This window comes from Amycolatopsis thermophila, from assembly GCF_030814215.1.
Taxonomy (GTDB): domain Bacteria; phylum Actinomycetota; class Actinomycetes; order Mycobacteriales; family Pseudonocardiaceae; genus Amycolatopsis_E; species Amycolatopsis_E thermophila.
Genome location: NZ_JAUSUT010000001.1, coordinates 826,166 through 847,779 on the forward strand (window position 1 = coordinate 826,166; position 21,614 = coordinate 847,779).

Consider the following 21,614-nt stretch of genomic DNA (forward strand, 5'->3'; position numbering starts at 1 on the left):
CCCACGACTACCTCGACCACGTCGCGGTCGCCGCCGCCACCGGAACCCTGCCGGAACTGTTCGCGGCCGCTCAGTCCCCGCTCAGCCCAGCGAGGTCGTGGAACTCGCCGTCCCGGGCACCCGCGACGAACGCGTCCCATTCGGACGGGGTGAAGACCAGGACCGTCCCGTCCGGATCGGTCGCCTTCCGCAGGGCCGTGTAGACCCGCCCGTCCACGTGCTCGACGTGGGCGAACTCCAGCTCGCCGCCGGTGGCCTGCCACCGCGCCCCGCTGAGGTCGAGTTCGACGCGAACCCGCTCCTTCTCGTCCACGCGCTCACGGTAACTCCGCACACGGAAAAGGACCTCTCCGGGGCGCGCCCCGGAGAGGTCCTTCGCGTCGCAGCGGATCAGGCGGTCTCGGTGATCGGCCGGTCGACCCACGACATCAGGCCGCGCAGCTTCTTCCCGGTCTCCTCGATCGGGTGCTGCTCGCCGGCCTCCTGCAGCTTGCGGAAGTTGGCGCGGCCGGTCTCGTCCTCGGACACCCACTCGCGGGCGAAGGTGCCGTCCTGGATCTCGCCCAGGATCTTGCGCATCTCCTCCTTCACCGCGGGCGTGATGACCCGCGGGCCGCGGGTGAGGTCGCCGTACTCGGCGGTGTCGGAGATCGAGTAGCGCATCCGGGCGATGCCGCCCTCGTACATGAGGTCGACGATGAGCTTGAGCTCGTGCAGCACCTCGAAGTAGGCGATCTCCGGGGCGTAACCGGCCTCGGTCAGCACCTCGAAACCGGTCTGCACCAGGGCGGAGGCACCACCGCAGAGGACGGCCTGCTCGCCGAACAGGTCGGTCTCGGTCTCCTCCTTGAAGGTGGTCTTGATGACGCCGGCGCGCGCGCCACCGATGGCGGCCGCGTAGGCCAGCGCGAGCGCCTGGGCGTTGCCGGAGGCGTCCTGCTCGACCGCGATCAGGCAGGGCACGCCCTTGCCGTCGACGAACTGGCGGCGGACCAGGTGGCCGGGGCCCTTCGGCGCGACCATCGCGACGTCCACATTGGCCGGCGGCTTGATCAGCTCGTAGCGGATGTTGAAGCCGTGGCCGAAGAAGATCGCGTCGCCGTCCTTCAGGTTCGGCTCGATGTCCTCGGCGTAGATGAAGCGCTGCTTGGTGTCCGGCGCGAGGATCATGATCAGGTCGGCCTCGGCGGACGCCTCCGCCGGGGTGAGCACCCGGAGGCCCTCCTCCTCGGCCTTGGCGCGCGACTTCGACCCCTCCGGAAGACCGATGCGCACATCGACCCCGGAGTCGCGCAGGCTCAGCGCGTGCGCGTGGCCCTGGCTGCCGTAGCCGATCACCGCGACCTTGCGACCCTGGATGATGCTGAGATCGGCGTCGTCGTCGTAGAAGATTTCGACAGACATGAGGGGAATGAATTCCTTTCGGTTCTCAAATTAGCGAGGCGCGGAGGCGGTGATCGACCGGGGACCCCGGCCGACCGCGACCATGCCGGACTGCACGATCTCACGCACGCCATACGGCTCCAGCATGCGCAGGAGGGCACTGAGCTTGTCACCGGTGCCGGTGGCCTCGATCGTGAGCGCCTCGGGCGACACGTCGACCACCTTCGCGCGGAACAGCTGGACGGTCTCGAGGACCTGGCTGCGCACGGTGGCATCGGCCCGCACCTTGACCAGCAGCAGTTCGCGCTGCACGGAGGCGGCGGGCTCGAGCTCCACGATCTTGATGACGTTGACCAGCTTGTTGAGCTGTTTGGTCACCTGTTCGAGCGGTAGCTCCTCAACGGCGACCACGATCGTCATCCGGGACACCTCGGGGTTTTCCGTGGACCCGACGGCGAGGGACTCGATGTTGAAACCGCGGCGGGAGAACAACCCGGCGACCCTGGCGAGCACCCCGGGGACATTCTCCACCAACACGGAGAGGGTATGCGTCGTCACTGCGAAACCTCGTCGTCTTCGAACAGCGGGCGGATGCCGCGTGCGGCCATGATCTCGTCGTTGCCGGTGCCCGCGGCCACCATGGGCCACACCTGGGCGTCCTTGCCGACCACGAAGTCGATCACGACGGGCCGGTCGTTGATCTCCATCGCGCGGCGGATGACGTCGTCGACCTCGTCCTTGGTCTCGCAGCGCAGCCCCGCGCAGCCCAGCGCCTCGGCCAGCAAGGTGAAGTCCGGGATGCGGTGCTTGTGCGTACCCAGGTCGGTGTTGGAGTACCGCTCGGCGTAGAAGAGGTTCTGCCACTGCCGGACCATGCCGAGGTTGCCGTTGTTGATGACGGCGACCTTGATCGGGGCGCCCTCGATGGCGCAGGTGGCCAGCTCCTGGTTGGTCATCTGGAAACAGCCGTCGCCGTCGATGGCCCACACCTGCTTGTCCGGCACGCCGAACTTGGCGCCCATCGCGGCCGGGACGGCGTAGCCCATGGTGCCCAGGCCGCCGGAGTTGAGCCAGGTGCGCGGGTTCTCGTACTTGATGAACTGCGCGGCCCACATCTGGTGCTGGCCCACGCCCGCGGCGTAGACGGCGTCCGGGCCGACGATCTGGCCGATGCGCTCGATGACGTACTGCGGCGACAGCGTGCCGTCGGTGGGCCACTCGTAACCGGCCGGGAAGGTCTGGCGCCACGAGTCGACCTGCGTCCACCACGGCTTGAGGTCGGGCTCGCCGATGCGGTCGGTCTCGGCCTTCACCGCGTCGATCAGCTCGGTGATGATCTCGGCGCAGTCCCCCACGATCGGCACGTCGGCCTTGCGGTTCTTGGAGATCTCGGCCGGGTCGATGTCGGCGTGGACGACCTTGGCCTCGGGCGCGAACGACGACAGCTGGCCGGTGACCCGGTCGTCGAAGCGAGCGCCCAGTGCCACCAGCAGATCGGCGCGCTGCATCGCGGCGACCGCGGCGACCGACCCGTGCATGCCCGGCATGCCCAGGTGCTGGGGGTGGGAATCGGGGAACGCGCCGCGGGCCATCAGCGTGGTGACCACCGGGATGCCGGTCAGCTCGGCCAGTTCCTTCAGCTGCGCCGACGCCTGGGCCTTGATCACGCCACCACCGACGTAGAGGACCGGGCGGCGGGCCTGGGCGATCAGCCGCGCAGCCTCCCGGACCTGCTTGCCGTGCGGGCGCAGCGTCGGCCGGTAGCCCGGCAGGTGCATCTCCGGCGGCCAGGAGAACGAGGTCTGCTCCTGCAGCACGTCCTTCGGGATGTCGACCAGGACCGGGCCGGGACGGCCGGTGGAGGCCAGGTGGAACGCCTCGGCGATCGTGCGCGGGATGTCCGCCGGATCCGTGACGAGGAAGTTGTGCTTCGTGATCGGCATGGTGATGCCGCAGATGTCGGCTTCCTGGAAGGCGTCCGTGCCGATCAGCGGACGGGTCTGCTGCCCGGTGATCGCGACGACCGGCACCGAGTCCATGTTCGCGTCCGCCAGCGGCGTGACCAGGTTCGTCGCGCCGGGGCCCGAGGTCGCCATGCAGACCCCGACCTTGCCGGTGGCCTGCGCGTACCCGGTGGCGGCGTGCCCGGCGCCCTGCTCGTGCCGGACCAGCACGTGCCGCACCTTCGTCGAGTCCAGAAGCGGGTCGTACGCCGGAAGGATCGTGCCGCCCGGGATGCCGAAGACCACCTCGACGCCCATCGCCTCGAGCGACCGCACCAGCGACTGCGCCCCGGTCACCCGGACCGGCGTGCCGGCGGGCGGGGCGGGCTTGGGGCGGTTGCCGAGCTGGGCGGGCGACGCGGCGGCCGGAGTTCCTCCGGGTTTCGTGTCCGATCGCGACGTGGCGCTTGTCATCAGTTCTGCCTCGTGGGTCTCGTCGGGGCTGCTCGTCGGGTGGTCTGGTTCGGGTCGGCAAGGCGTGGGCAACAAAAAACCCCCGCCGACCTTTCCAGGTCGCACGAGGGTCGCGCGTCGACGCAGGTTGGGAACGCTGGAATCCCTACGCGTCGACGCGCGGGAAAAGTACGAGGCCAATCTGCGGTGTCACGGCGCTGACGTTAACGGGTCGCCGCTGATGGTGTCAACTCTGCGGGATGGTGATCCCGGATACTGGGCAACACCCGCCGGAGCCGTCCCATCTGGCGGAAGGCACCATGGTTGCGTGGCCGAAAACCAGCAGGAGGGCCGGAAGGCGATCTTCCGCGTCCCGCTGATCACCTTGCTCTTCGTCGTGTTCCTGGCGGTGTGCATGATCCCCGCCGCCTTCGCCGACGTGCCCGGGCTGTGGGTCATGTACGTCATCCCGATCGGGATGGCCGTCTACGTCCTGCGCACCCGCACGATCGCCTCCACGCGGGGGCTGAGCGTGCGCACGGTGTTCGGCCACCGCGAGATGCCGTGGTCGTCGCTGAAGGGGCTGACGATCAGCAAGAAGGCCAAGGTCTCGGCCGTGCTGGCCGACGGCAGCGAGGTCGCGCTGCCGACCGTCCGCACCCGGCACCTGCCGGTGATCTCCCTGGTGAGCGAGGGCCGCATGGAGGACCCGAGCGGCCTGACCGACGACATGGACGCCGACGGTGGGGACAGCGCGGGGGAAGCACCGGCGAAGCCCGGCCCCGCGGACGCGGGCGACCCCGGTCCGGCGAAGCCCGGCGAAGACGCGAACTGAGGTCAGCGGGACCAGTCCTCGATGCGGGCGCCGGCGCGGAACCACAGGCCGGAGGTGTAGCGGCCTCCGACACCGCGTGGACGGCGTCCAGCTACGCGCGCTGGGCCGCGTAGGCCGGGGCGTTGGCGGCCCAGCGCGCTCGTCGCTCGCGGCCAGTCCGGCCGGTGACGGTCCGGGTCGTGCTTCGCTCCCGGGGAGTCGCATGCCGCGCGAGACGAACCGGAACCGGTCGGCGCGGGCGTGGATGAAGGCGAGGTCGAACAGCCGGCCCGCGGGGTCGGCGATGGTCTCCTCGGAGACCAGGACGGGCGCGCCGGGCGTGACGCCGAGGACGACGGCGGTCAGCGGGTCGGCCGGTTCGGCACCGATGATGAACTCGGACTGTTCGAACCCGACACCGGCGTCGGTCATGAGGGCGTACCAGTCGGTGGCGAACGGGCAGTCCCGCAGCCGCGCGGAAGAGCGCGTCGTTGGTGGCGAGCCACATCGGCTCCCCCTCGTACAGCGCGATGTACTCCAGGCGCAGGCACGGCGTTCGGGCCGCCACCGGCCGCGCCGGCCCGGTGCGGGAGCACGGTCATCCCGGCGGGCGGGACGTCGCCGGCTGCGTCATGTGGTGCCCGGCGCCCGGCGCGGTGGCCCTGCCCAGCGCGAGCCCGATCGGCGCGATCCACACCGGCCGAGCCCAGGCTTGGAACCGGACGCTGAAGGTCGTCCCGTACCGGGTCGGCGGGATCATCACCGGCGACCTTCCCTTTCCGGGTGCCGGCGAGGCCCCTGTGCGATCCCTTGTCCGAGCGAAAGCCAGGAATGGCGAATTCCCGCGGTGTATCGGGAGCCGGTGCCCGCGGATCTCATTCCGTGGGCACCGCCCTGACCTGCGATTTCACCCAGACGCGTGGGGGCTGCGCCGTTTTCGGTGTGGGATGGGCCGCCGGTTGATCGGCACCGGGCCGCCCGGGCGTAATCTGGCTGACATGCCTGCTCTGCGCTCCCGAACAACCACCCATGGCCGCAACGCCGCGGGTGCCCGGTCCCTCTGGCGGGCCACCGGGCTGACCGACGGCGACTTCGGCAAGCCGATCGTCGCGATCGCCAACTCCTACACCCAGTTCGTGCCCGGGCACGTACACCTCAAGGACCTCGGCGACATCGTGGCCCAGGCGATCCGCGAGGCCGGTGGCGTGGCGCGCGAGTTCCACACGATCGCGGTGGACGACGGCATCGCCATGGGGCACAGCGGCATGCTCTACTCGCTGCCGTCGCGCGAGATCATCGCCGACTCGGTCGAGTACATGGTCAACGCGCACCAGGCCGACGCGCTCGTGTGCATCTCCAACTGCGACAAGATCACGCCGGGCATGCTCAACGCCGCGATGCGGCTGAACATCCCGGTGGTGTTCGTCTCCGGCGGACCGATGGAGGCCGGCAAGGCGGTCGTCGTCGACGGCGTCGCGCACGCCCCGACCGACCTGATCACCACGATCTCGGCGTCGGCGAACGCGGCCGTCGACGAGGACGGCTTGTCCATTGTGGAGCGCTCCGCGTGCCCCACGTGCGGGTCGTGCTCGGGCATGTTCACCGCGAACTCGATGAACTGCCTCACCGAGGCGCTGGGCCTGTCGCTGCCGGGCAACGGCTCCACGCTGGCCACGCACGCCGCGCGCCGGAAGCTGTTCTCCGACGCCGGCCGCACCGTGATGGAGCTGTGCCGGCGCTGGTACGGCGAGGACGACGACAGCGTGCTGCCGCGCTCGATCGCCAACCGCAAGGCGTTCGAGAACGCGATGGCGCTGGACATGGCGATGGGCGGCTCGACCAACACGGTGCTGCACATCCTCGCCGCGGCGCAGGAGGGCGAGATCGACTTCACGATCTCCGACATCGACGCCATCGGCCGCCGCGTGCCGTGCCTGTCGAAGGTCGCGCCGAACTCCGACTACCACATGGAGGACGTGCACCGCGCCGGCGGCATCCCCGCGATCCTCGGCGAGCTGAACCGGGCCGGGCTGCTCAACACCGACGTGCGCGCGGTGCACTCGCCCTCGCTCGAGGAGTGGCTGTCCACGTGGGACATCCGCGGCGGTTCGGCGTCGGCCGAGGCGATCGAGCTGTTCCACGCCGCGCCCGGCGGGGTCCGCACCACGGAGGCGTTCTCGACGTCGAACCGGTGGAGCTCGCTCGACACGGACGCGGCGGGTGGCTGCATCCGCGACCTCGAGCACGCCTACACCAAGGACGGCGGGCTCGCGGTGCTGCGCGGCAACCTGGCCGAGAACGGTGCCGTGATCAAGTCCGCGGGCGTGGAGGAGGCGCTGTGGCGGTTCCAGGGTCCGGCGCGCGTGGTCGAGAGCCAGGAGGAGGCCGTGTCGGTCATCCTCGGCAAGAAGATCCAGCCCGGTGAGGTGCTCGTGGTGCGCTACGAGGGTCCGGCCGGCGGACCGGGCATGCAGGAGATGCTGCACCCGACGGCGTTCCTGAAGGGCGCCGGACTGGGCAAGAAGTGCGCGCTGATCACCGACGGCCGGTTCTCCGGCGGGTCGTCGGGCATCTCGGTCGGGCACATCTCGCCGGAAGCGGCGTCAGGCGGCACGATCGGCCTGGTGCACGACGGCGACCAGATCCTGATCGACGTGCACGAGCGCAAGCTGGAGCTGCTGGTGGACGCCGACGTGCTGGCCGAGCGCCGCGCCAAGATGGACGCCTCGGAACGCCCGTGGCAGCCGGCCGAGCGGCAGCGACCGGTCACCGCCGCGCTGCGGGCCTACGCCCGGATGGCCACCTCGGCCGACACGGGCGCGGTGCGCGACCCGAACAAGTAAGCCACACGCGAAGGGCCCCGGCTGCCGCAGCCGGGGCCCTCATCGTTGCCGCCTCAGCGGGCCAGCACGATCACCACCACCGCGGCCGCGGCGGCGATCAGTAGGAAGAAGAACCCGAACGGCACCGGACGGCGTCGCCAGGGGGTGTTGACGTCCAGGGCGATCCGGCCGGACCCGGTGAACAGCAGGGTGAACGCCACGGCCGCCAGCAGCAGCTCGAACTCGAAGCCGTGCGGTTCGAACAACCCGCCGCCCCACTGGACGTACACCGCGTTCGCGGTGACGCCGAGCAGCGCGGCGGCCCCGATCTGGGTGAACAGCCCCAGCACGATCAGCACGGCGCCGATCAGTTCGCTCAGTCCGGTGATCCACGCGAGCAGCGTCGGCTGGGCGGTGTAGCCCATCGACTCCAGCATCCGCGCCGTGCCGTCGATCCCGGGACCGTGGAACAGCCCGAACACCTTCTGCAGCCCGTGCGCGCCCATGATCGCCCCGAGCACGAGCCGCAGCACGAGCAGGCCGAAGTCGAGCCCGCCGTGGTACCGGTTCACCGGCGGCGACGGCCGGTCCTCGACGTCGGAGAGCATGCTGGTGCTGCCACCGGTGTCGGTCGGCTGGTAGTAGGCGGACTCCGTGAACAGGTTCTGCGTCGGCGAATCGTCCTGAGGGCTGGCCACCCGCGCAGGTTAGGCCATCCGTGTCCGGAACGCGACCGTTTCGGCGACGCGTCGGGCGTGCCACCTCGTGGCGGCGGATCATCGGCCTCAGTACTCCCCGTGCACCAGGTTGTTGGGCAGCTCGCCGCCGGCGTACCGGGCGATCTCGGCCGCGACCACCGCGTAGGAGCGGCGCTTGCTGCCCGACACGGTGCCCGCCACGTGCGGCGTCAGCACCAGGTTCGGCGCCGTCCACAGTGGATGCCCGGGTGGCAGCGGTTCGGGGTCGGTGACGTCCAGCGCGGCCCGCAGCCTGCCGCTGGTCAGCTCCGCCACCAGCGCGTCCGTGTCGACCACGGGGCCGCGGGCGGCGTTGACCAGGATCGCACCGTCGGGCATGGCGGCCAGGAACTTCGCGTCCACCATGCCGCGCGTGCGGGAGGTCAGCGGCACCATCAGCGCGACGACGTCGTGCCCGCCCAGCAGGCCGGGCAGTTCGTCCACGGGGTGCACGCCGTCCCGGGCGCTCACCCCCACCATCGTCACGCGCGCGTCGAACGCGGTCAGGCGGCGCTTGAGATGCCGCCCCAGGTCGCCGGCGCCGACGACGAGCACCCGCTTGTCCTGCAGCGTGTCGGTGGCGTGCAGGTTCCAGCGGTGCGCGGACTGGTCGGCGGCGAAGCCCGGCAGTTCCCGGTAGATCGACAGCAGGACCGCCATCACCCATTCGGCCGTGCTGCCGCCGTGGGCGCCGCGGCAGGTGGACAGCAGCACGCCGTCGGGCACGGTGCCGATCCAGTTCTCCGCGCCCGCCGACAGCAGCTGGATCAGCTTCAGGTTGGGCAACGCGCCCAGCAGCGCGCCGCGTTCCTCGGGCCGGTGCGCGCCGGGGACCAGCACCTCCGCCTCGGCCGCTTCCGGCGGCAGCGGCTCGCGCCAGCTGTAGCGGACGGGGCGCACACCGGCGAGCTCACCCAGCGCGAGCAGGCCGTCTTCGTCGGGAACCAGAACCGTGACGGGCATGATCGCCACGGTACTTACCCCTCGTTCACCCGCCGCCACCTAGGCTGGGAGGCGTGCGTGTCGGGAAGGGGAAGGCGCCGCGGCGGCCGCTGTGGCTGCTCGCCGCGTGCGGGTTGCTGCTGACCGGCTGCGCGCAGTTCGACGACCGGGCCGCGAACCAGACGTTCGAACCGGCGCCCGAGCTGACCGCCCCGGCCGGGCCGCAGCCCGAACTGCCCGAGGTCGACGGCGACGAGGGCAAGTCGCGCACCAGCGCGCCCCAGACGTCGATCCCGCCGCCGCGGGGCTGCACCGACTACGACCAGTCGGTGATCGCGACGTGCCTCGACACCGTGTCCGCGGTCGCCGCGCTGCCGAACTCCGGGGCCGCGCCGAGCGGGCTCGCCGCCGAGCGCCGCACGGGTCGGGTCGTGCAGGTCGCCGCCGGTTCCGCGCCGTCCGAGGTCACCCGGCTCGACGTGAGCCCGGCCGGTGACGGCGGCCTGACCGGTCTCGCCCTGTCCCCGACGTTCGCCGAGGACCAGCTGATGTTCGCGTACGTCACCACGGCGACGGACAACCGCGTCGTCCGGTTCACGCGCGGCCAGCCGGCGAAGGCGATCCTGACGGGCATCCCGAAGGGCGCGACGGGCAACCGCGGCGCCATCATGACCGACGGGCGGGGCGCCCTGCTGGTCGCGACGGGCGACGCGGGCGACCCGTCGGCGGCGGCGGACCCGGGCTCGCTCGCCGGGAAGGTCCTGCGCATCGACACGGCCGGCAACCCCGCCGCTGGAAACCCGACGCCCGGTTCGCGGGTGTACGCGAGCGGGGTGCACTCCCCCGGCGGTCTCTGCAAGGCGACGGACGGTTCGCGCACGTGGATCACCGACCGCGGCCCGGCGGTCGATGCGCTGTACTCCATCGCCCCCGGCGCGTCATTGGCCGTGCCGACGTGGACGTGGCCGGACAAGCCTGCGGTGGCGGGCTGCGCGGACAGCGGCACGGCGGTCGTCATCGCCACCTCGGTGGGCGCCAGCCTGCAGGAGCTGCCCATCACGCTGGACGGTTCGGTCGGCGGCAAGCCGAAGGCGCTGATGGACGGCAAGAACGGCACCGCGTACGGCCGCTACGGTGGCCTCGACCAGATCGACGCCCAGTTCGCGCTCGTGGGCACCGTCAACAAGGACGGCGGACAACCCATCTCCAGCGACGATCGGGTCGTGCTGATCTCACTGCAGGCCACCCCCAACGGCGGCAGCGGCAAGGACTGAGCGCGGCACTCGCGGGACGTTGCGGTCAGCGCCGGCGCAAAGCCCGCACGTCCAGCACGGCCGCGACGAGCGACGCCACCGCCCCCAGCATCCCCAGGTACCGCCCCGGCCCCGCGTACAGGCCGACGCCACCGGCGTCGAGCAGCCCGCGGGTGTCCTCGTCGAACTGCCACCCCATCGCGAACCACCCGAGCACCATCAGCAGCACGGCCACCGCGGCGCAGATCAGCCACAGGTGCGGCAACCCGGCGACCCGCACCTTCCGGAACTGCCCGAAAGCCACCACGACGATCCCGGCGAGCAGCACCAGCAGTGGCCCGCACCAGGCCAGGAACCCGGTGGTCCACGCGTCCCGCGCCACGTCCGAACGCGGCAGCTCCCGCAGCGCCTCCTCGACGATCTGCTGCGTCGCCGAGAGGTTGGTCCACGGCAGGAACAGGGCGAGCGTGGCCACCACGCCCGCCCCCAGTCCGACCCACTCGCGCCGGCTGACGCGCTTGACCGAGAACCGCGTGGGCTCCGCCGACACCTTCTTCGGCGAAGGCATCCCTAGGCGCCCACCCGCTCGATGATCAGCTCGCGCACGCGCTTGGCGTCGGCCTGGCCCTTGGTCGCCTTCATGACCGCGCCGACGATCGCGCCCGCGGCCTGGACCTTCCCGCCACGGATCTTGTCCGCGATGTCCGGCTGCGCGGCCAGCGCCTCGTCCACCGCGGCGAGCAGCGCGGAGTCGTCCGACACGACCTTCAGGCCGCGCTTCTCGACGACCTCGTCCGGCTCGCCCTCGCCGGCCAGCACGCCCTTGACCACCTCGCGCGCGAGCTTGTTGGTCAGCTCGCCCGACTCGACCAGGGCGGCCACCCGCGCGACCTGCGCCGGGGTGATCGGGAGCGCGGTCAGCTCGACCTCGCGCGCGTTGGCCTCCTGGGCCAGGAAGTTGACCCACCAGCTGCGTGCCTCGTTCGGCTTCGCGCCCTCGGCCACGGTCGCCTCGACCAGCTCGACCGCGCCGGAGTTGAACAGGTCGCGCAGCTCCTCGGCGGAGAGGTTCCACTCGGTCTGGATGCGCTTGCGGCGCGCGGCCGGCATCTCCGGCAGCGTCCCGCGCAGCTCCTCCACCCACTCGCGCGACGGCGCGATCGGGACCAGGTCGGGTTCCGGGAAGTACCGGTAGTCCTCCGCGGTCTCCTTGGTGCGGCCGGACGACGTGGTGCCGTCGGCCTCCTGGAAGTGCCGCGTCTCCTGCACCACGGTGCCGCCGGACACCAGCACCGCGGCCTGCCGCGTCATCTCGTACCGCACGGCGCGCTCGACGCTGCGGAAGGAGTTGACGTTCTTCGTCTCGGTGCGGGTGCCGAACTCGCTCGCGCCCTTGGGCATCAGCGACACGTTGGCGTCGCACCGCAGCGAGCCCTGGTCCATCCGCACGTCGGACACGTCCAGCGCGCGCAGCAGGTCGCGCAGCGCCGTCACGTACGCACGCGCCACCTCCGGCGCCCGCTCCCCCATGCCGGCGATCGGCTTGGTGACGATCTCGATCAGCGGCACGCCCGCGCGGTTGTAGTCGAGCAGCGAGTGCTCGGCGCCGTGGATCCGCCCGGTCGCGCCGCCCACGTGCAGCGACTTGCCGGTGTCCTCCTCCATGTGCGCGCGCTCGATCTCCACGCGCACGACCTCGCCGTCGTCCAGCGTCACGTCGAGGTAGCCGTTGAACGCGATCGGCTCGTCGTACTGGGAGGTCTGGAAGTTCTTCGGCATGTCCGGGTAGAAGTAGTTCTTCCGGGCGAACCGGCACCACTCGGCGATCTCGCAGTTCAGCGCCAGGCCGATGCGGATCGCGCCCTCGACGGCCTTGCCGTTGAGCACCGGCAGCGCGCCGGGCAGGCCCAGGCACGTCGGGCACACGTGGGTGTTGGGCTCGCCGCCGAACTCGTTCGCGCAGCCGCAGAACATCTTCGTCCTGGTGTTGAGCTCGACGTGGACCTCGAGCCCGAGCACCGGGTCGAACCGCTCGACGACCTCGGCGTAGTCCATCACTTCGGCAACGGCGGTCACGCCGAGACTCCCTTCAGCTCCGGAACCCGGTCGATGATCGAGCCGCGCGCGACCTCGTAGGCGGCGCCGACCCGGTAGAGCCGGTCGTCGGCCAGCGCCGGTGCCATGATCTGCAGGCCGACCGGCAGACCGTCCTCATCGGACAGTCCACTGGGCACGCTCATCGCGGCGTTGCCCGCCAGGTTCGCCGGGATCGTGCACAGGTCGGCGAGGTACATGGCCATCGGGTCGTCGACCCGCTCGCCGATCTTGAACGCCGTGGTCGGGGTGGTCGGCGAGACCAGCACGTCGACCTGCGCGAACGCGGCCTCGAAGTCACGCGTGATCAGGGTCCGCACCTTCTGCGCCGAGCCGTAGTAGGCGTCGTAGTAACCCGACGACAGCGCATACGTGCCGAGCATGATGCGGCGCTTGACCTCGGGCCCGAAGCCCGCCTCGCGGGTCAGCGACATGACCTCTTCGGCGCTGTGCGTGCCGTCGTCGGCGACCCGCAGCCCGTAGCGCATCGCGTCGAAGCGGGCCAGGTTCGAGGACGCCTCGCTCGGCGCGATCAGGTAGTACGCCGGCAGGGCGTAGACGAAGTTCGGGCAGGACACCTCGACGACCTCGGCGCCCAGCGCGCGCAGCTGGTCGACCGCCGCTTCGAACGAGCGCTGCACGCCGGCCTGGTAGCCCTCGCCGCTGAACTCCGTGACGACGCCGACCTTGACGCCCGTGAGGTCACCGCGCAGGCCCTCGCGCGCCGCGGCGACCACCGGCGGCACCGGGGCGTCGATCGAGGTCGAGTCGAGCGGGTCGTGACCGGCGATGACCTCGTGCAGCAGCGCCGCGTCCAGCACGGTGCGGGCGCACGGCCCGGCCTGGTCCAGCGACGACGAGAAGGCGACCAGCCCGTACCGCGACACCCCGCCGTAGGTCGGCTTCACGCCGACCGTGCCGGTGACCGCGCCGGGCTGGCGGATCGAGCCGCCGGTGTCGGTGCCGATCGCCAGCGGCGCCTCGAAGGCGGCCAGCGACGCGGACGAACCACCGCCGGAGCCCCCCGGGATGCGGGTGTGGTCCCACGGGTTGCGCGTCGGGCCGAACGCCGAGTTCTCGGTGGAGGAGCCCATCGCGAACTCGTCCATGTTGGTCTTGCCCAGGATCGGCACGCCCGCCTCGCGCAGCTTGCGCGTCACCGTCGCGTCGTACGGCGGAACCCAGTTCTCCAGGGTCTTCGACCCGCACGTGGTGGCCAGGCCCTTGGTGGCGAGCACGTCCTTGAGCGCGAGCGGCACACCGGCGATCGGCGAGGCCGGGGCCTGCCCCCCGGCCAGGGCGGTGTCGACCGCGCGGGCCGCGGCCAGCGCGCCCTCGGCGTCGACGTTGAGGAAGGCGTGCACGGCCCCGTCGACCTCGCCGATGCGGTCCAGGTGGGCCTGCGTGACCTCCTCCGACGACACCTCGCGGGCGTGGATCTTGTCCGCGAGCTCGGCGGCGGACAGGCGTGTTAGGTCGGTCACTGTTCCTCCCCCAGGATCCGCGGCACCCGGAAGCGGCCCTCCTCGGCGGCCGGCGCACCGGCCAGCGCCTGCTGCTGGGTCAGCCCGGGCCGGACCACGTCCTCGCGGAAGACGTTCGTGAGCGGCACGGCGTGCGAGGTCGGCGGTACGTCGTCGGCGGCGACCGCGCTGACCTTGGCCACCGCGTCCAGGATCTGGTCGAGCTGACCTGCGAAAACGTTCAGCTCCTCGTCGGTGACGGCGAGCCTGGCGAGCTTGGCCAGGTGCGCGACCTCGTCGCGGGAAATGTTGGGCACGCGGGTGACTCCCGGGGTGTGCGGATCGGTGTTTCGGTAAGTCACAAGTCTATGGCGGCGGGCCCTGCGACCTCGACCGGGTTGTGTACGGCGGGCGCGCAATCCGGTCTCGGTAGGCAGACGATGGCTCCCCGTAACGGCCTTCGTCTGTCACAATCAGCGGCCGGTTGCGCTCCCCGGCGAGGCGGGAGCGCCGGACCCGAGAGGGGTTCACGTTGTCCTTCCTGATCCGGGTGCAGCTCCCGGACACGCCAGGAACCCTCGGAGCGGTCGCGACGGCTCTCGGCATGATCGGGGCGGACATCCTCTCGGTGGACGTGGTCGAGCGCGGCGGCGGCGTCGCGATCGACGACATGGTCGTCGAGCTGCCCTCCGGGCGGCTGCCGGACGCGGTGATCACCGCGGCGGAGAGCGTCGAAGGTGTCGAGGTCGACGCGGTGCGGCCGTACGCCGGCGTCCTGGACACCCACCGCGAGCTGGAGCTCGTCGAGGAGATCGCCGAGCAGCCCGCGTCCGGGCTGGCCGTGCTGGTCGAGGGCGTGCCGCGGATCATCCGCGCGGGCTGGGCGATCGTGGTGTCGGTGAGCGAGCCCGGTGTCGACCGGCTGGCCTCCTCCAGCGCCGCACCCGAGGCGCCGATCACCGACCTGCCGTGGCTGCCCCTGGAGCGCGCCACGATCCTGGACTCCGAGGACACCTGGGTGCCCGAGACCTGGCAGGAGCTGGGCACCGAACTGGCCGCGACCCCGCTGGGCAAGCCGGACAAGGCGCTGCTGGTCGGCCGCCCCGGCGGCCCGATGTTCCGGGCCGCCGAGGTCGCGCGGCTGGCCCACCTGGCCGGGATCGTCGCCGTCGTGCTCGACGGCTGAGCTACGGGACCTTCGAGGGCCACCAGATCCGCCTGCCGACGTCCAGCGTCAGCGCCGGCACCAGCAGCGAGCGCACCACCAGCGTGTCAAGCAGGACGCCGAAGGCGACGATGAACGCGATCTGCGCCAGGAACAGGATCGGGATGACCGACAGCGCCGCGAAGGTCGCCGCGAGCACCACCCCGGCCGAGGTGATCACGCCGCCGGTGAGCGTGAGCCCGCGCAGGGTGCCCTCGCGGGTGGTCGAGCGGACGGCCTCCTCGCGCACGCGCGTCATCAGGAAGATGTTGTAGTCGATCCCGAGCGCGACCAGGAAGACGAACCCGAACAGCGGCACCGCCGGGTCCGCGCCGGGGAAGTCCAGCAGGTGGTTGAACACCAGCGCGGACACACCCATGGTCGCGGCGAAGGACAGCACCACGGTGGCGATCAGCAGCAGCGGCGCGAGCAGGGCGCGGAGCAGGAGCGCGAGCACCGCGAAGATCACCACCAGCACGATCGGGATGATCAGCGCGCGGTCGCGCTCGGACGTCGCCTGCGTGTCGAGCTGGGTGGCGGTGGTGCCGCCGACCAGGGCGTTCGCGCCGGGCACCGCGTGGACGGCCTGCCGGACGCGGCCGACGGTGTCCAGGGCGGCCTCGGAATCGGGCGCGTCGGTGAGGACCGCGATGATCTGGACGCGGCCGTCGACGACGTTCGGCGCCGCGGCGACGTGCGCGACACCGTCCACCTGGGCCGCCCGCGCGACGTCCTCGGCCCGGCCGGCGTCGGCGATGATCACGGTCGGCGAGCCCGAGCCGCCCGGGAAGTGCCGGACCAGGGCCTCCTGCCCGGCCACCGACTCGACCGGGGTGAGGAACAGGTCGGTCTGGGCGACGCCGCCGGCCTTGAGCTGCGGGACGAAGGCCGCGCCGGCCAGCAGGAGGACCGTCGTGCCGATCCAGATCGCGCGCGGTTTGGCGGCGACCGCCCCGGCGATGCGGCCCCAGATGCCGCTCGACTCCGGGTGCGGTGAGCCGAGCTTCGGGCGGATCGGCCAGAACGCGGCACGCCCCAGTAGGGCGAGCGCGGCGGGCAGGAACGTGACGGAGGCTCCGAACGCGGCGGCGATGCCGATCGCGGCGACCGGGCCGAGGCCCCGGTTGGACTGCAGGTCGGAGAACAGCAGGCAGAGCACGCCGAGCACGACGGTCCCGGCCGACGCGGCGATCGGGGGCAGGGTGGCGCGCCAGGCGAGCATGACGGCTTCGTAGCGGCTTTCGGTGTCGCGCAACTGTTCGCGGAAGCGCGAGACGAGCAGGAGCGCGTAGTCGGTGGCGGCGCCGAAGACGAGGATGAACAGGATGCCCTGACTCTGGCCGTTGAGGGTGAGGACGTCGTGGTCGGCGAGGACGTAGACGACGAGGCTGGCGAGCCCGAGCGCGAAGACGGCGGACAGCAGGACGATCAGCGGCAGCAGTGGACTGCGGTAGACCACGACGAGGATCAGGGCGACGACCAGCCCCGCGACCAGCAGGAGGAGGCCGTCGAGGCCGCCGAAGGCGGTGACCAGGTCGGCGATCTGCGCGGCCGGGCCGGCGACGAGGACGGTGAGGCCGGGCGGGGCGTTCTCGAGTTCGGTGCGGATCTTCTCGACGACCTCGCCGGGTTCGCCGCCGGTCGCGACGGGGACGGTGAGTTCGAGGGCGTCGCCGTCCCGCTGGGAGAGTTCCGGCCCGGTGGCGCCGGTGACGCCCGGAATGGCCTTGAGGCGCTCGGCCGTCTCGGTGAGGAACGCGGCGTCCTGCGGGGTGATGCCGCCCGCCCGCTCCGCGACGACGATCGCCGGGAGGGTCTGGTTCGCGGAGAAGGCCTTCTGCTCGTCCAGGGCGCGGGTGGACTCGGCGGAGGCGGGCAGGAACGACGAGTTGTCGTTGGTCGAGACGTCACTGAGCTTGCCGGTGTACGAGCCGCCGAACCCGCCCAGGGCGAGCCAGCCGATCACGAGCAGAGCGGGGACGAGCCAGCGGGCGGTCCTCATGGGCTAATACAGTCCTGGTGTCGACGATTTGTTCAGCGGGCTGAACATTACCGGGAGGCGTGGTTGGCCGCAGAGGAAGACCCGGCAAAGCGGACATCGCGCCGCTCGGACCCGGCGCTGGAAGGTGTCCCGCCGGCACGCCCGCCCGGGCCGGGCAGCCGATCCGCTCCACCGGCCGGTGCTCCGGCGGCACCCTCCGGCGGCCGGCCGCCCGGGGACGAGGGCGTGGCGTCCTGGCCGACGGGGCGGCTGCTGTCGGCGGCGGCACGGCTGGTCGAGCAGCGCTGGAACGCGCGGCTGGAGGCGCTCGGGCTGTCGCACGCGGGCCTGATCGCGCTGCACACCTTGCGCGCGGGGCCGTTGTCGCAACGGGAGCTGGCCCGCCAGTGCCAGGTGACGGACCAGACGATGAGCCGCACCCTCGAGCGCCTGTCGCGGTCGGGGTTCGTCACGCGGGTCCCCGACCCCCTCGACGGGCGCCGCTCCTTGGCGAGCCTCACGCCCGCGGGCGTGGCGACGCTGGACGAGGCGGAGCAGATCGCGCGGGACGACACCTCGGTGATCGGCGCACTGGGCGACGACGTCGCGTTCCGGCGCCAGCTGATCCACCTCATCGGGCACCTCACCGAAGGGTCATGACAAGTGTCATAACCACGCGCTAGTGTGGGTCCATGCAGGTGGGTTTCGTCGGGCTGGGCGTCATGGGCACGCCGATGGCGTTGAACCTCGTCCGCGCGGGCACGCCGCTCGTGGTGTGGAACCGGACGCCGGCCAAGGCCGAGGTGCTGCGGGCGGCGGGCGCGGAGGTGGCGGCGAGCGCGGCCGAGGTGTGCCGGCGGTCGGACGTCGTGTTCCTGATGCTGGCCGACGGGCCCGCGGTCGACGCGGTCCTGGGGCGCGGGGGAGGCGAGTTCGCGGCGAACGTGGGCGGGCGGACGGTCGTGCACATGGGCACCACGTCGCCGGAGTACTCGCAGGGGCTCGCGGCGGAGGTCGCGGCGGCGGGTGGCTCGTACGTCGAGGCGCCGGTGTCGGGGTCGCGCAAGCCGGCCGAGGCGGGTCAGCTGGTGGGCATGCTGGCCGGTCACCCCGCGGCGACGCGCGAGGTGGCGCCGTTGCTGCGGCCGATGTGCCACCAGGTGGTGGAGTGCGGGCCGGTGCCGAACGCGTTGCTGATGAAGCTGGCGGTGAACCTGTACCTGATCACCATGGTGACGGGCCTGGCCGAGGCGGTGCACTTCGCGCAGCGGCGGGGCCTCGACCTCGGGCGGTTCGTGGAGGTGCTGGATGCCGGTCCGATGGCCAGCAGCGTGTCCCGGGTGAAGGCGGCGAAGCTCGTGACCGGCGATTTCGAGGTGCAGGCGTCGATCGCGAACGTGCTGGAGAACAACCGGCTGGTCGCGGAGGCCGCCCGCGCGGCCGGCGTGGCGTCGCCGCTGCTGGACGTGTGCCACGCGCTGTACGGCGAGACGGTGAGGCTCGGGTACGGCGACGAGGACATGGCCGCGGTCGTGCGAGCGATCGAGTCCCGCACCGACGGCACACCCCTGCCCACGGCGACGTGACCGTCCCGTGTGGACGACAAGGTCCCGGCGCGGCGTAGCAGCGACCGCCCCCGCGAGTAACGCGCGCGGCGGCGCAACGTGGTAACGCGCGCGGCGAAACGTGGTGACGCGCGCGGCAGCGCAACGTGGTGGCTCCCGCGGGCCCGGCCGGCGCGTCCTTCCCAGGGGTGATCAGCGCGGGAGGCGGTGGAACCGCCCGGCAGCTCGGCGGAACCGCGGACGACTCAAGCACCAACCGGAGGCGCGCAGCCACAGGCCCGGCAGCGGTCCCGTCCCACGCCGGAATGCGGGTCCATCGGGAGACCGCCGAGAACTCCCGGACGACTCAGAACACCAACCGGAAGGCGCGGAGCCACAGGCCCGGCAGGGGTTCCCAGTCGCGGTCGGGGATGCGGCTGAAACCCAGCCGCGTGTAGAGGCGGTGCGCGGTCGTCATCGCGTCGAGGCTGGACATCACCACGGCCGACGCGCCGGCCTCGCGGGCCCGGTCGAGGACCGCCCGGGTCAGCGCCTCACCGACGCCGCGGCCACGTGCGGCCGGCGCGGTGGCCAGCATCCGGAACTCCAGCTCGCCCTCGCGGGAGATCTCCGCGTACTCCGTGCCCGCGCGCACCACCGTCACCGAACCCAGCAGGCCGCCCTCGTCGACCGCGACGAGGAGCTCCGCGTGCTCGGCACGGCGCGCGGCGTCGGTCAGTTCGCGCACGTAGTCGTCGTCCTCGCTGATCAGGCCGTCGGCCAGATAGGCCGACGCGGTCAGCGCCCCCACCGCCGCGAACTCCTCCGGCCGCGCCGGTCTGACCGAGATCTCACTCACCGGCGTCCTCCCCCGCCGGCAGCGCCACCTCGGCCGCGGCCTCCGGGCCACGGTCCAGCAGCACCTGGAAACCCGACTCGTCCAGAACCGGAACCTTCAACTGCACCGCCTTGTCGTACTTGGACCCCGGCGCGTCGCCGACCACCACGAACGCCGTCTTCTTCGACACCGAACCGGCGGCCTTGCCGCCGCGCGACATGATCGCCTCCTTGGCCTCGTCCCGCGAGAACGTGTTCAGCGACCCGGTCACCACGATCGACAGCCCCTCCAGCGTGCGCGGCACCGACTCGTCGCGCTCCTCGGCCATCCGCACCCCGGCGCGGCGCCACTTCTCCACCACCTCGCGGTGCCAGTCGACGGCGAACCACTCGCGCAGGGCGTTCGCGATGGTCGGGCCGACACCGTCCACATCGGCCATCGCCTCCTCACCGGCCTGCTCGATCGCGTCCAGCGAACCGAACTCGCGCGCCAGCGCCTGCGCCGCCGTCGGACCGACGTGCCGGATCGACAACGCCACCAGCACCCGCCACAGTGGACGGTCCTTCGCACTGTCCAGGTTGGCCAGCAGCTTGCGCCCGTTGGCCGACAGCTCCCCCGCCTTGGTGCGGAACAGCTCCACCTGCCCCAGCTTCTGCTCGTCGAGGTCGAAGATGTCGCCCTCGTCGACGACCACACCGGACTCCAGCAGCGCCGTCGCCGCCTCGTACCCGAGCATCTCGATGTCGAACGCGCCGCGACCGGCGAGGTGGAACAACCGCTCCCGCAACTGGGCGGGACAGGACCGCGCGTTGGGGCAGCGGATGTCGACGTCGCCCTCCTTCTGGTGGGCCAGCTTCGTGCCGCACTCCGGGCAGAACGTCGGCATGACGAACTCGCGCTCGTCACCGGTGCGCACGTCGACCACCGGGCCGAGCACCTCGGGGATCACGTCGCCCGCCTTGCGGATCACCACGCGGTCACCGATCAGGACGCCCTTGCGCTTGACCTCCTGCGCGTTGTGCAGCGTCGCCATCGCCACCGTCGACCCGGCCACCTTCACCGGCTCCATCACCGCGAACGGCGTGACCCGACCGGTTCGGCCGACGTTGACCTGGATGTCGAGCAGCCGGGTGGTCGCCTCCTCCGGCGGGTACTTGTAGGCGATCGCCCACCGCGGCGCGCGCGACGTGCTGCCCAGCCGCCGCTGCAGCGACACCTGGTCGACCTTCACCACGATGCCGTCGATCTCGTGCTCGGCGTCGTGCCGGTGCTCGCCCCAGTACCGGATGTGCTCCAGCAGCTCGGACGCCTCGTCGACGACCTTGGTGTGGCCGGACACCGGCAGCCCCCACGCGGCCAGCGCCTGGTACGCCTCGGACTGGCGGGCCGGCTCGAACCCCTCGCGCTTGCCGAGGCCGTGGCAGATCAGCCGGAGCCGGCGGCTGCGCGTGACCTTGGGGTCCTTCTGCCGCAACGATCCGGCCGCGGTGTTGCGCGGGTTCGCGAACGGCGGCTTGCCCGCCTCGACGAGCTTCGCGTTGAGCTCGGTGAAGTCCTCGACCCGGAAGAACACCTCGCCGCGCACCTCGACGAGGTCGGGCACCGGGTACTCGTCGGTGCCGGTCAGCGTCTCGGGCACCTGCTCGAGCGTGCGGACGTTGAGCGTGACGTCCTCACCCGTCCGCCCGTCGCCGCGGGTCAGCCCCCGGACCAGCCGCCCCTTCTCGTACAGCAGGTTGATGGCCAGGCCGTCGATCTTGAGCTCGCACAGGTACTGCGTGGAGCCGCCGACCTCCTTCTCCACGCGCTCGACCCACGCCTGCAGCTCCGCCTCGTCGAAGACGTTGTCCAGGCTCATCATGCGTTCGAGGTGGTCGACCGCGACGAAGTCGGTGGAGAACGTGCCGCCGACGTTCTGCGTCGGCGAGTCGGGCGTGGCCAGGCCCGGGTACTCCGACTCCAGCCGCTCCAGTTCCTTGAGCAGCTCGTCGAACTCGCCGTCGGTGATGACGGGCGAGTCCAGCACGTAGTACCGGAACTGGTGTCCGCGCACCTCTTCGGCGAGTGCGCCATGGCGCTCGCGAACCTCGGCGGGCACCTCGGTGACGTCCTGTGCGGCGGGGGTCTCACTCACAGTCCGTCA

Annotated in this window: 20 protein-coding genes and 1 pseudogene; 6 read left to right on the forward strand and 15 right to left on the reverse strand. The window is 71.7% G+C overall.

All coding sequences use genetic code 11. The features are described from left to right. Window positions 1–70: 70 nt before the first annotated feature. The 4 genes from FB470_RS04105 to FB470_RS04120 all read right to left on the reverse strand — a co-directional run bounded on the left by FB470_RS04105 (window position 71) and on the right by FB470_RS04120 (window position 3,800). Complete coding sequence (locus tag FB470_RS04105) at window positions 71–313, reverse strand: DUF397 domain-containing protein (RefSeq protein WP_306988853.1); 243 nt, start codon at window positions 311–313, stop codon at window positions 71–73. A gap of 77 nt (window positions 314–390) precedes the next feature. Beyond that, a complete protein-coding gene (gene ilvC, locus FB470_RS04110) occupies window positions 391–1,404 on the reverse strand; it encodes a ketol-acid reductoisomerase (protein WP_306988855.1) in 1,014 nt (337 codons plus the stop codon). 30 nt (window positions 1,405–1,434) lie between these two features. Beyond that, window positions 1,435–1,941 carry an acetolactate synthase small subunit gene (gene ilvN / locus FB470_RS04115; RefSeq protein WP_306988857.1) on the reverse strand — a complete coding sequence of 169 codons (507 nt, stop codon included), beginning with the start codon at window positions 1,939–1,941 and terminating at the stop codon, window positions 1,435–1,437. Next, window positions 1,938–3,800, reverse strand: coding sequence for an acetolactate synthase large subunit (locus FB470_RS04120; protein ID WP_306988858.1), 1,863 nt, complete (start codon window positions 3,798–3,800; stop codon window positions 1,938–1,940). Before FB470_RS04120 ends, ilvN begins: the two co-directional genes overlap by 4 nt. A 307-nt stretch (window positions 3,801–4,107) precedes the next feature. On the opposite strand from FB470_RS04120, the gene FB470_RS04125 reads away from it, so the two are divergent. Further along, window positions 4,108–4,614, forward strand: coding sequence for a PH domain-containing protein (locus FB470_RS04125; RefSeq protein ID WP_306988859.1), 507 nt, complete (start codon window positions 4,108–4,110; stop codon window positions 4,612–4,614). A gap of 279 nt (window positions 4,615–4,893) precedes the next feature. Here the strand turns inward: FB470_RS04125 and FB470_RS04130 are convergent. Further along, window positions 4,894–5,025: pseudogene (locus tag FB470_RS04130) on the reverse strand (GntR family transcriptional regulator); the annotation flags it as partial. A 166-nt stretch (window positions 5,026–5,191) separates the two neighbouring features. Continuing rightward, window positions 5,192–5,353, reverse strand: a complete 162-nt coding sequence (locus FB470_RS04135; RefSeq protein ID WP_306988861.1) for a hypothetical protein — start codon at window positions 5,351–5,353, stop codon at window positions 5,192–5,194. A 238-nt stretch (window positions 5,354–5,591) separates the two neighbouring features. Here FB470_RS04135 and ilvD point away from each other — a divergent pair, with 238 nt between their 5' ends. Further along, window positions 5,592–7,436: a dihydroxy-acid dehydratase gene (gene ilvD / locus FB470_RS04140; RefSeq protein ID WP_306988862.1), complete on the forward strand. Its 1,845-nt coding sequence runs from the start codon at window positions 5,592–5,594 to the stop codon at window positions 7,434–7,436. A gap of 53 nt (window positions 7,437–7,489) precedes the next feature. On the opposite strand, the gene FB470_RS04145 is transcribed toward ilvD, so the two are convergent. After that, the gene (locus tag FB470_RS04145) at window positions 7,490–8,113 is read right to left on the reverse strand and encodes a DoxX family protein (protein WP_306988864.1); all 624 of its coding nucleotides are present in this window, start codon (window positions 8,111–8,113) and stop codon (window positions 7,490–7,492) included. Between the two features lie 87 nt (window positions 8,114–8,200). Next, a complete protein-coding gene (locus FB470_RS04150) occupies window positions 8,201–9,115 on the reverse strand; it encodes a 2-hydroxyacid dehydrogenase (protein WP_306988866.1) in 915 nt (304 codons plus the stop codon). Window positions 9,116–9,168: 53 nt separating this feature from the next. On the opposite strand from FB470_RS04150, the gene FB470_RS04155 reads away from it, so the two are divergent. After that, window positions 9,169–10,368 (forward strand): PQQ-dependent sugar dehydrogenase, encoded by a 1,200-nt coding sequence (locus FB470_RS04155; protein WP_306988868.1) that lies wholly within the window; start codon window positions 9,169–9,171, stop codon window positions 10,366–10,368. A 25-nt stretch (window positions 10,369–10,393) separates the two neighbouring features. Here the strand turns inward: FB470_RS04155 and FB470_RS04160 are convergent, their stop codons facing one another. From FB470_RS04160 to gatC, 4 genes are read right to left on the reverse strand one after another with little or no spacing between them, the layout of a single operon-like run. Next, window positions 10,394–10,915, reverse strand: a complete 522-nt coding sequence (locus tag FB470_RS04160) for a hypothetical protein (protein WP_306988870.1) — start codon at window positions 10,913–10,915, stop codon at window positions 10,394–10,396. 2 nt (window positions 10,916–10,917) lie between these two features. Beyond that, window positions 10,918–12,423, reverse strand: coding sequence for an Asp-tRNA(Asn)/Glu-tRNA(Gln) amidotransferase subunit GatB (gene gatB, locus FB470_RS04165; RefSeq protein WP_306988872.1), 1,506 nt, complete (start codon window positions 12,421–12,423; stop codon window positions 10,918–10,920). Next, window positions 12,420–13,925, reverse strand: a complete 1,506-nt coding sequence (gatA, locus tag FB470_RS04170; protein WP_306988874.1) for an Asp-tRNA(Asn)/Glu-tRNA(Gln) amidotransferase subunit GatA — start codon at window positions 13,923–13,925, stop codon at window positions 12,420–12,422. The genes gatB and gatA overlap by 4 nt, the downstream gene beginning before the upstream one ends. Next, window positions 13,922–14,221: an Asp-tRNA(Asn)/Glu-tRNA(Gln) amidotransferase subunit GatC gene (gene gatC / locus FB470_RS04175; RefSeq protein ID WP_306988875.1), complete on the reverse strand. Its 300-nt coding sequence runs from the start codon at window positions 14,219–14,221 to the stop codon at window positions 13,922–13,924. The genes gatA and gatC overlap by 4 nt, the downstream gene beginning before the upstream one ends. Window positions 14,222–14,436: 215 nt before the next feature. Here gatC and FB470_RS04180 point away from each other — a divergent pair, with 215 nt between their 5' ends. Then, window positions 14,437–15,090: an ACT domain-containing protein gene (locus tag FB470_RS04180; RefSeq protein WP_306988876.1), complete on the forward strand. Its 654-nt coding sequence runs from the start codon at window positions 14,437–14,439 to the stop codon at window positions 15,088–15,090. Window position 15,091: 1 nt separating this feature from the next. Here FB470_RS04180 and FB470_RS04185 read toward each other — a convergent pair whose 3' ends face one another. After that, window positions 15,092–17,110 carry an MMPL family transporter gene (locus FB470_RS04185; protein ID WP_306988877.1) on the reverse strand — a complete coding sequence of 673 codons (2,019 nt, stop codon included), beginning with the start codon at window positions 17,108–17,110 and terminating at the stop codon, window positions 15,092–15,094. Window positions 17,111–17,335: 225 nt separating this feature from the next. On the opposite strand from FB470_RS04185, the gene FB470_RS04190 reads away from it, so the two are divergent. Next, the gene (locus tag FB470_RS04190; protein WP_306988878.1) at window positions 17,336–17,749 is read left to right on the forward strand and encodes a MarR family winged helix-turn-helix transcriptional regulator; all 414 of its coding nucleotides are present in this window, start codon (window positions 17,336–17,338) and stop codon (window positions 17,747–17,749) included. 32 nt (window positions 17,750–17,781) lie between these two features. Continuing rightward, window positions 17,782–18,675 (forward strand): NAD(P)-dependent oxidoreductase, encoded by an 894-nt coding sequence (locus FB470_RS04195; protein WP_306988880.1) that lies wholly within the window; start codon window positions 17,782–17,784, stop codon window positions 18,673–18,675. Window positions 18,676–19,000: 325 nt separating this feature from the next. On the opposite strand, the gene FB470_RS04200 is transcribed toward FB470_RS04195, so the two are convergent. Together FB470_RS04200 and ligA are read right to left on the reverse strand one after the other, a co-directional pair. Continuing rightward, complete coding sequence (locus FB470_RS04200) at window positions 19,001–19,492, reverse strand: GNAT family N-acetyltransferase (protein WP_306988881.1); 492 nt, start codon at window positions 19,490–19,492, stop codon at window positions 19,001–19,003. Then, on the reverse strand, window positions 19,485–21,605 hold the full coding sequence (gene ligA / locus FB470_RS04205) for an NAD-dependent DNA ligase LigA (protein ID WP_306988883.1): 2,121 nt from the start codon (window positions 21,603–21,605) through the stop codon (window positions 19,485–19,487). Before ligA ends, FB470_RS04200 begins: the two co-directional genes overlap by 8 nt. Window positions 21,606–21,614 lie beyond the last annotated feature (9 nt).

Coding starts and splice junctions, on each gene's coding strand:
- FB470_RS04150 (WP_306988866.1), bottom strand. CDS start 9,115: ATGCCCGTCACGGTTCTGGTTCCCGACGAAGACGGCCTGCTCGCGCTG.
- FB470_RS04160 (WP_306988870.1), bottom strand. CDS start 10,915: ATGCCTTCGCCGAAGAAGGTGTCGGCGGAGCCCACGCGGTTCTCGGTC.
- FB470_RS04185 (WP_306988877.1), bottom strand. CDS start 17,110: ATGAGGACCGCCCGCTGGCTCGTCCCCGCTCTGCTCGTGATCGGCTGG.
- FB470_RS04120 (WP_306988858.1), bottom strand. CDS start 3,800: ATGACAAGCGCCACGTCGCGATCGGACACGAAACCCGGAGGAACTCCG.
- FB470_RS04195 (WP_306988880.1), top strand. CDS start 17,782: ATGCAGGTGGGTTTCGTCGGGCTGGGCGTCATGGGCACGCCGATGGCG.
- FB470_RS04135 (WP_306988861.1), bottom strand. CDS start 5,353: ATGATCCCGCCGACCCGGTACGGGACGACCTTCAGCGTCCGGTTCCAA.
- ilvC (WP_306988855.1), bottom strand. CDS start 1,404: ATGTCTGTCGAAATCTTCTACGACGACGACGCCGATCTCAGCATCATC.
- ilvD (WP_306988862.1), top strand. CDS start 5,592: ATGCCTGCTCTGCGCTCCCGAACAACCACCCATGGCCGCAACGCCGCG.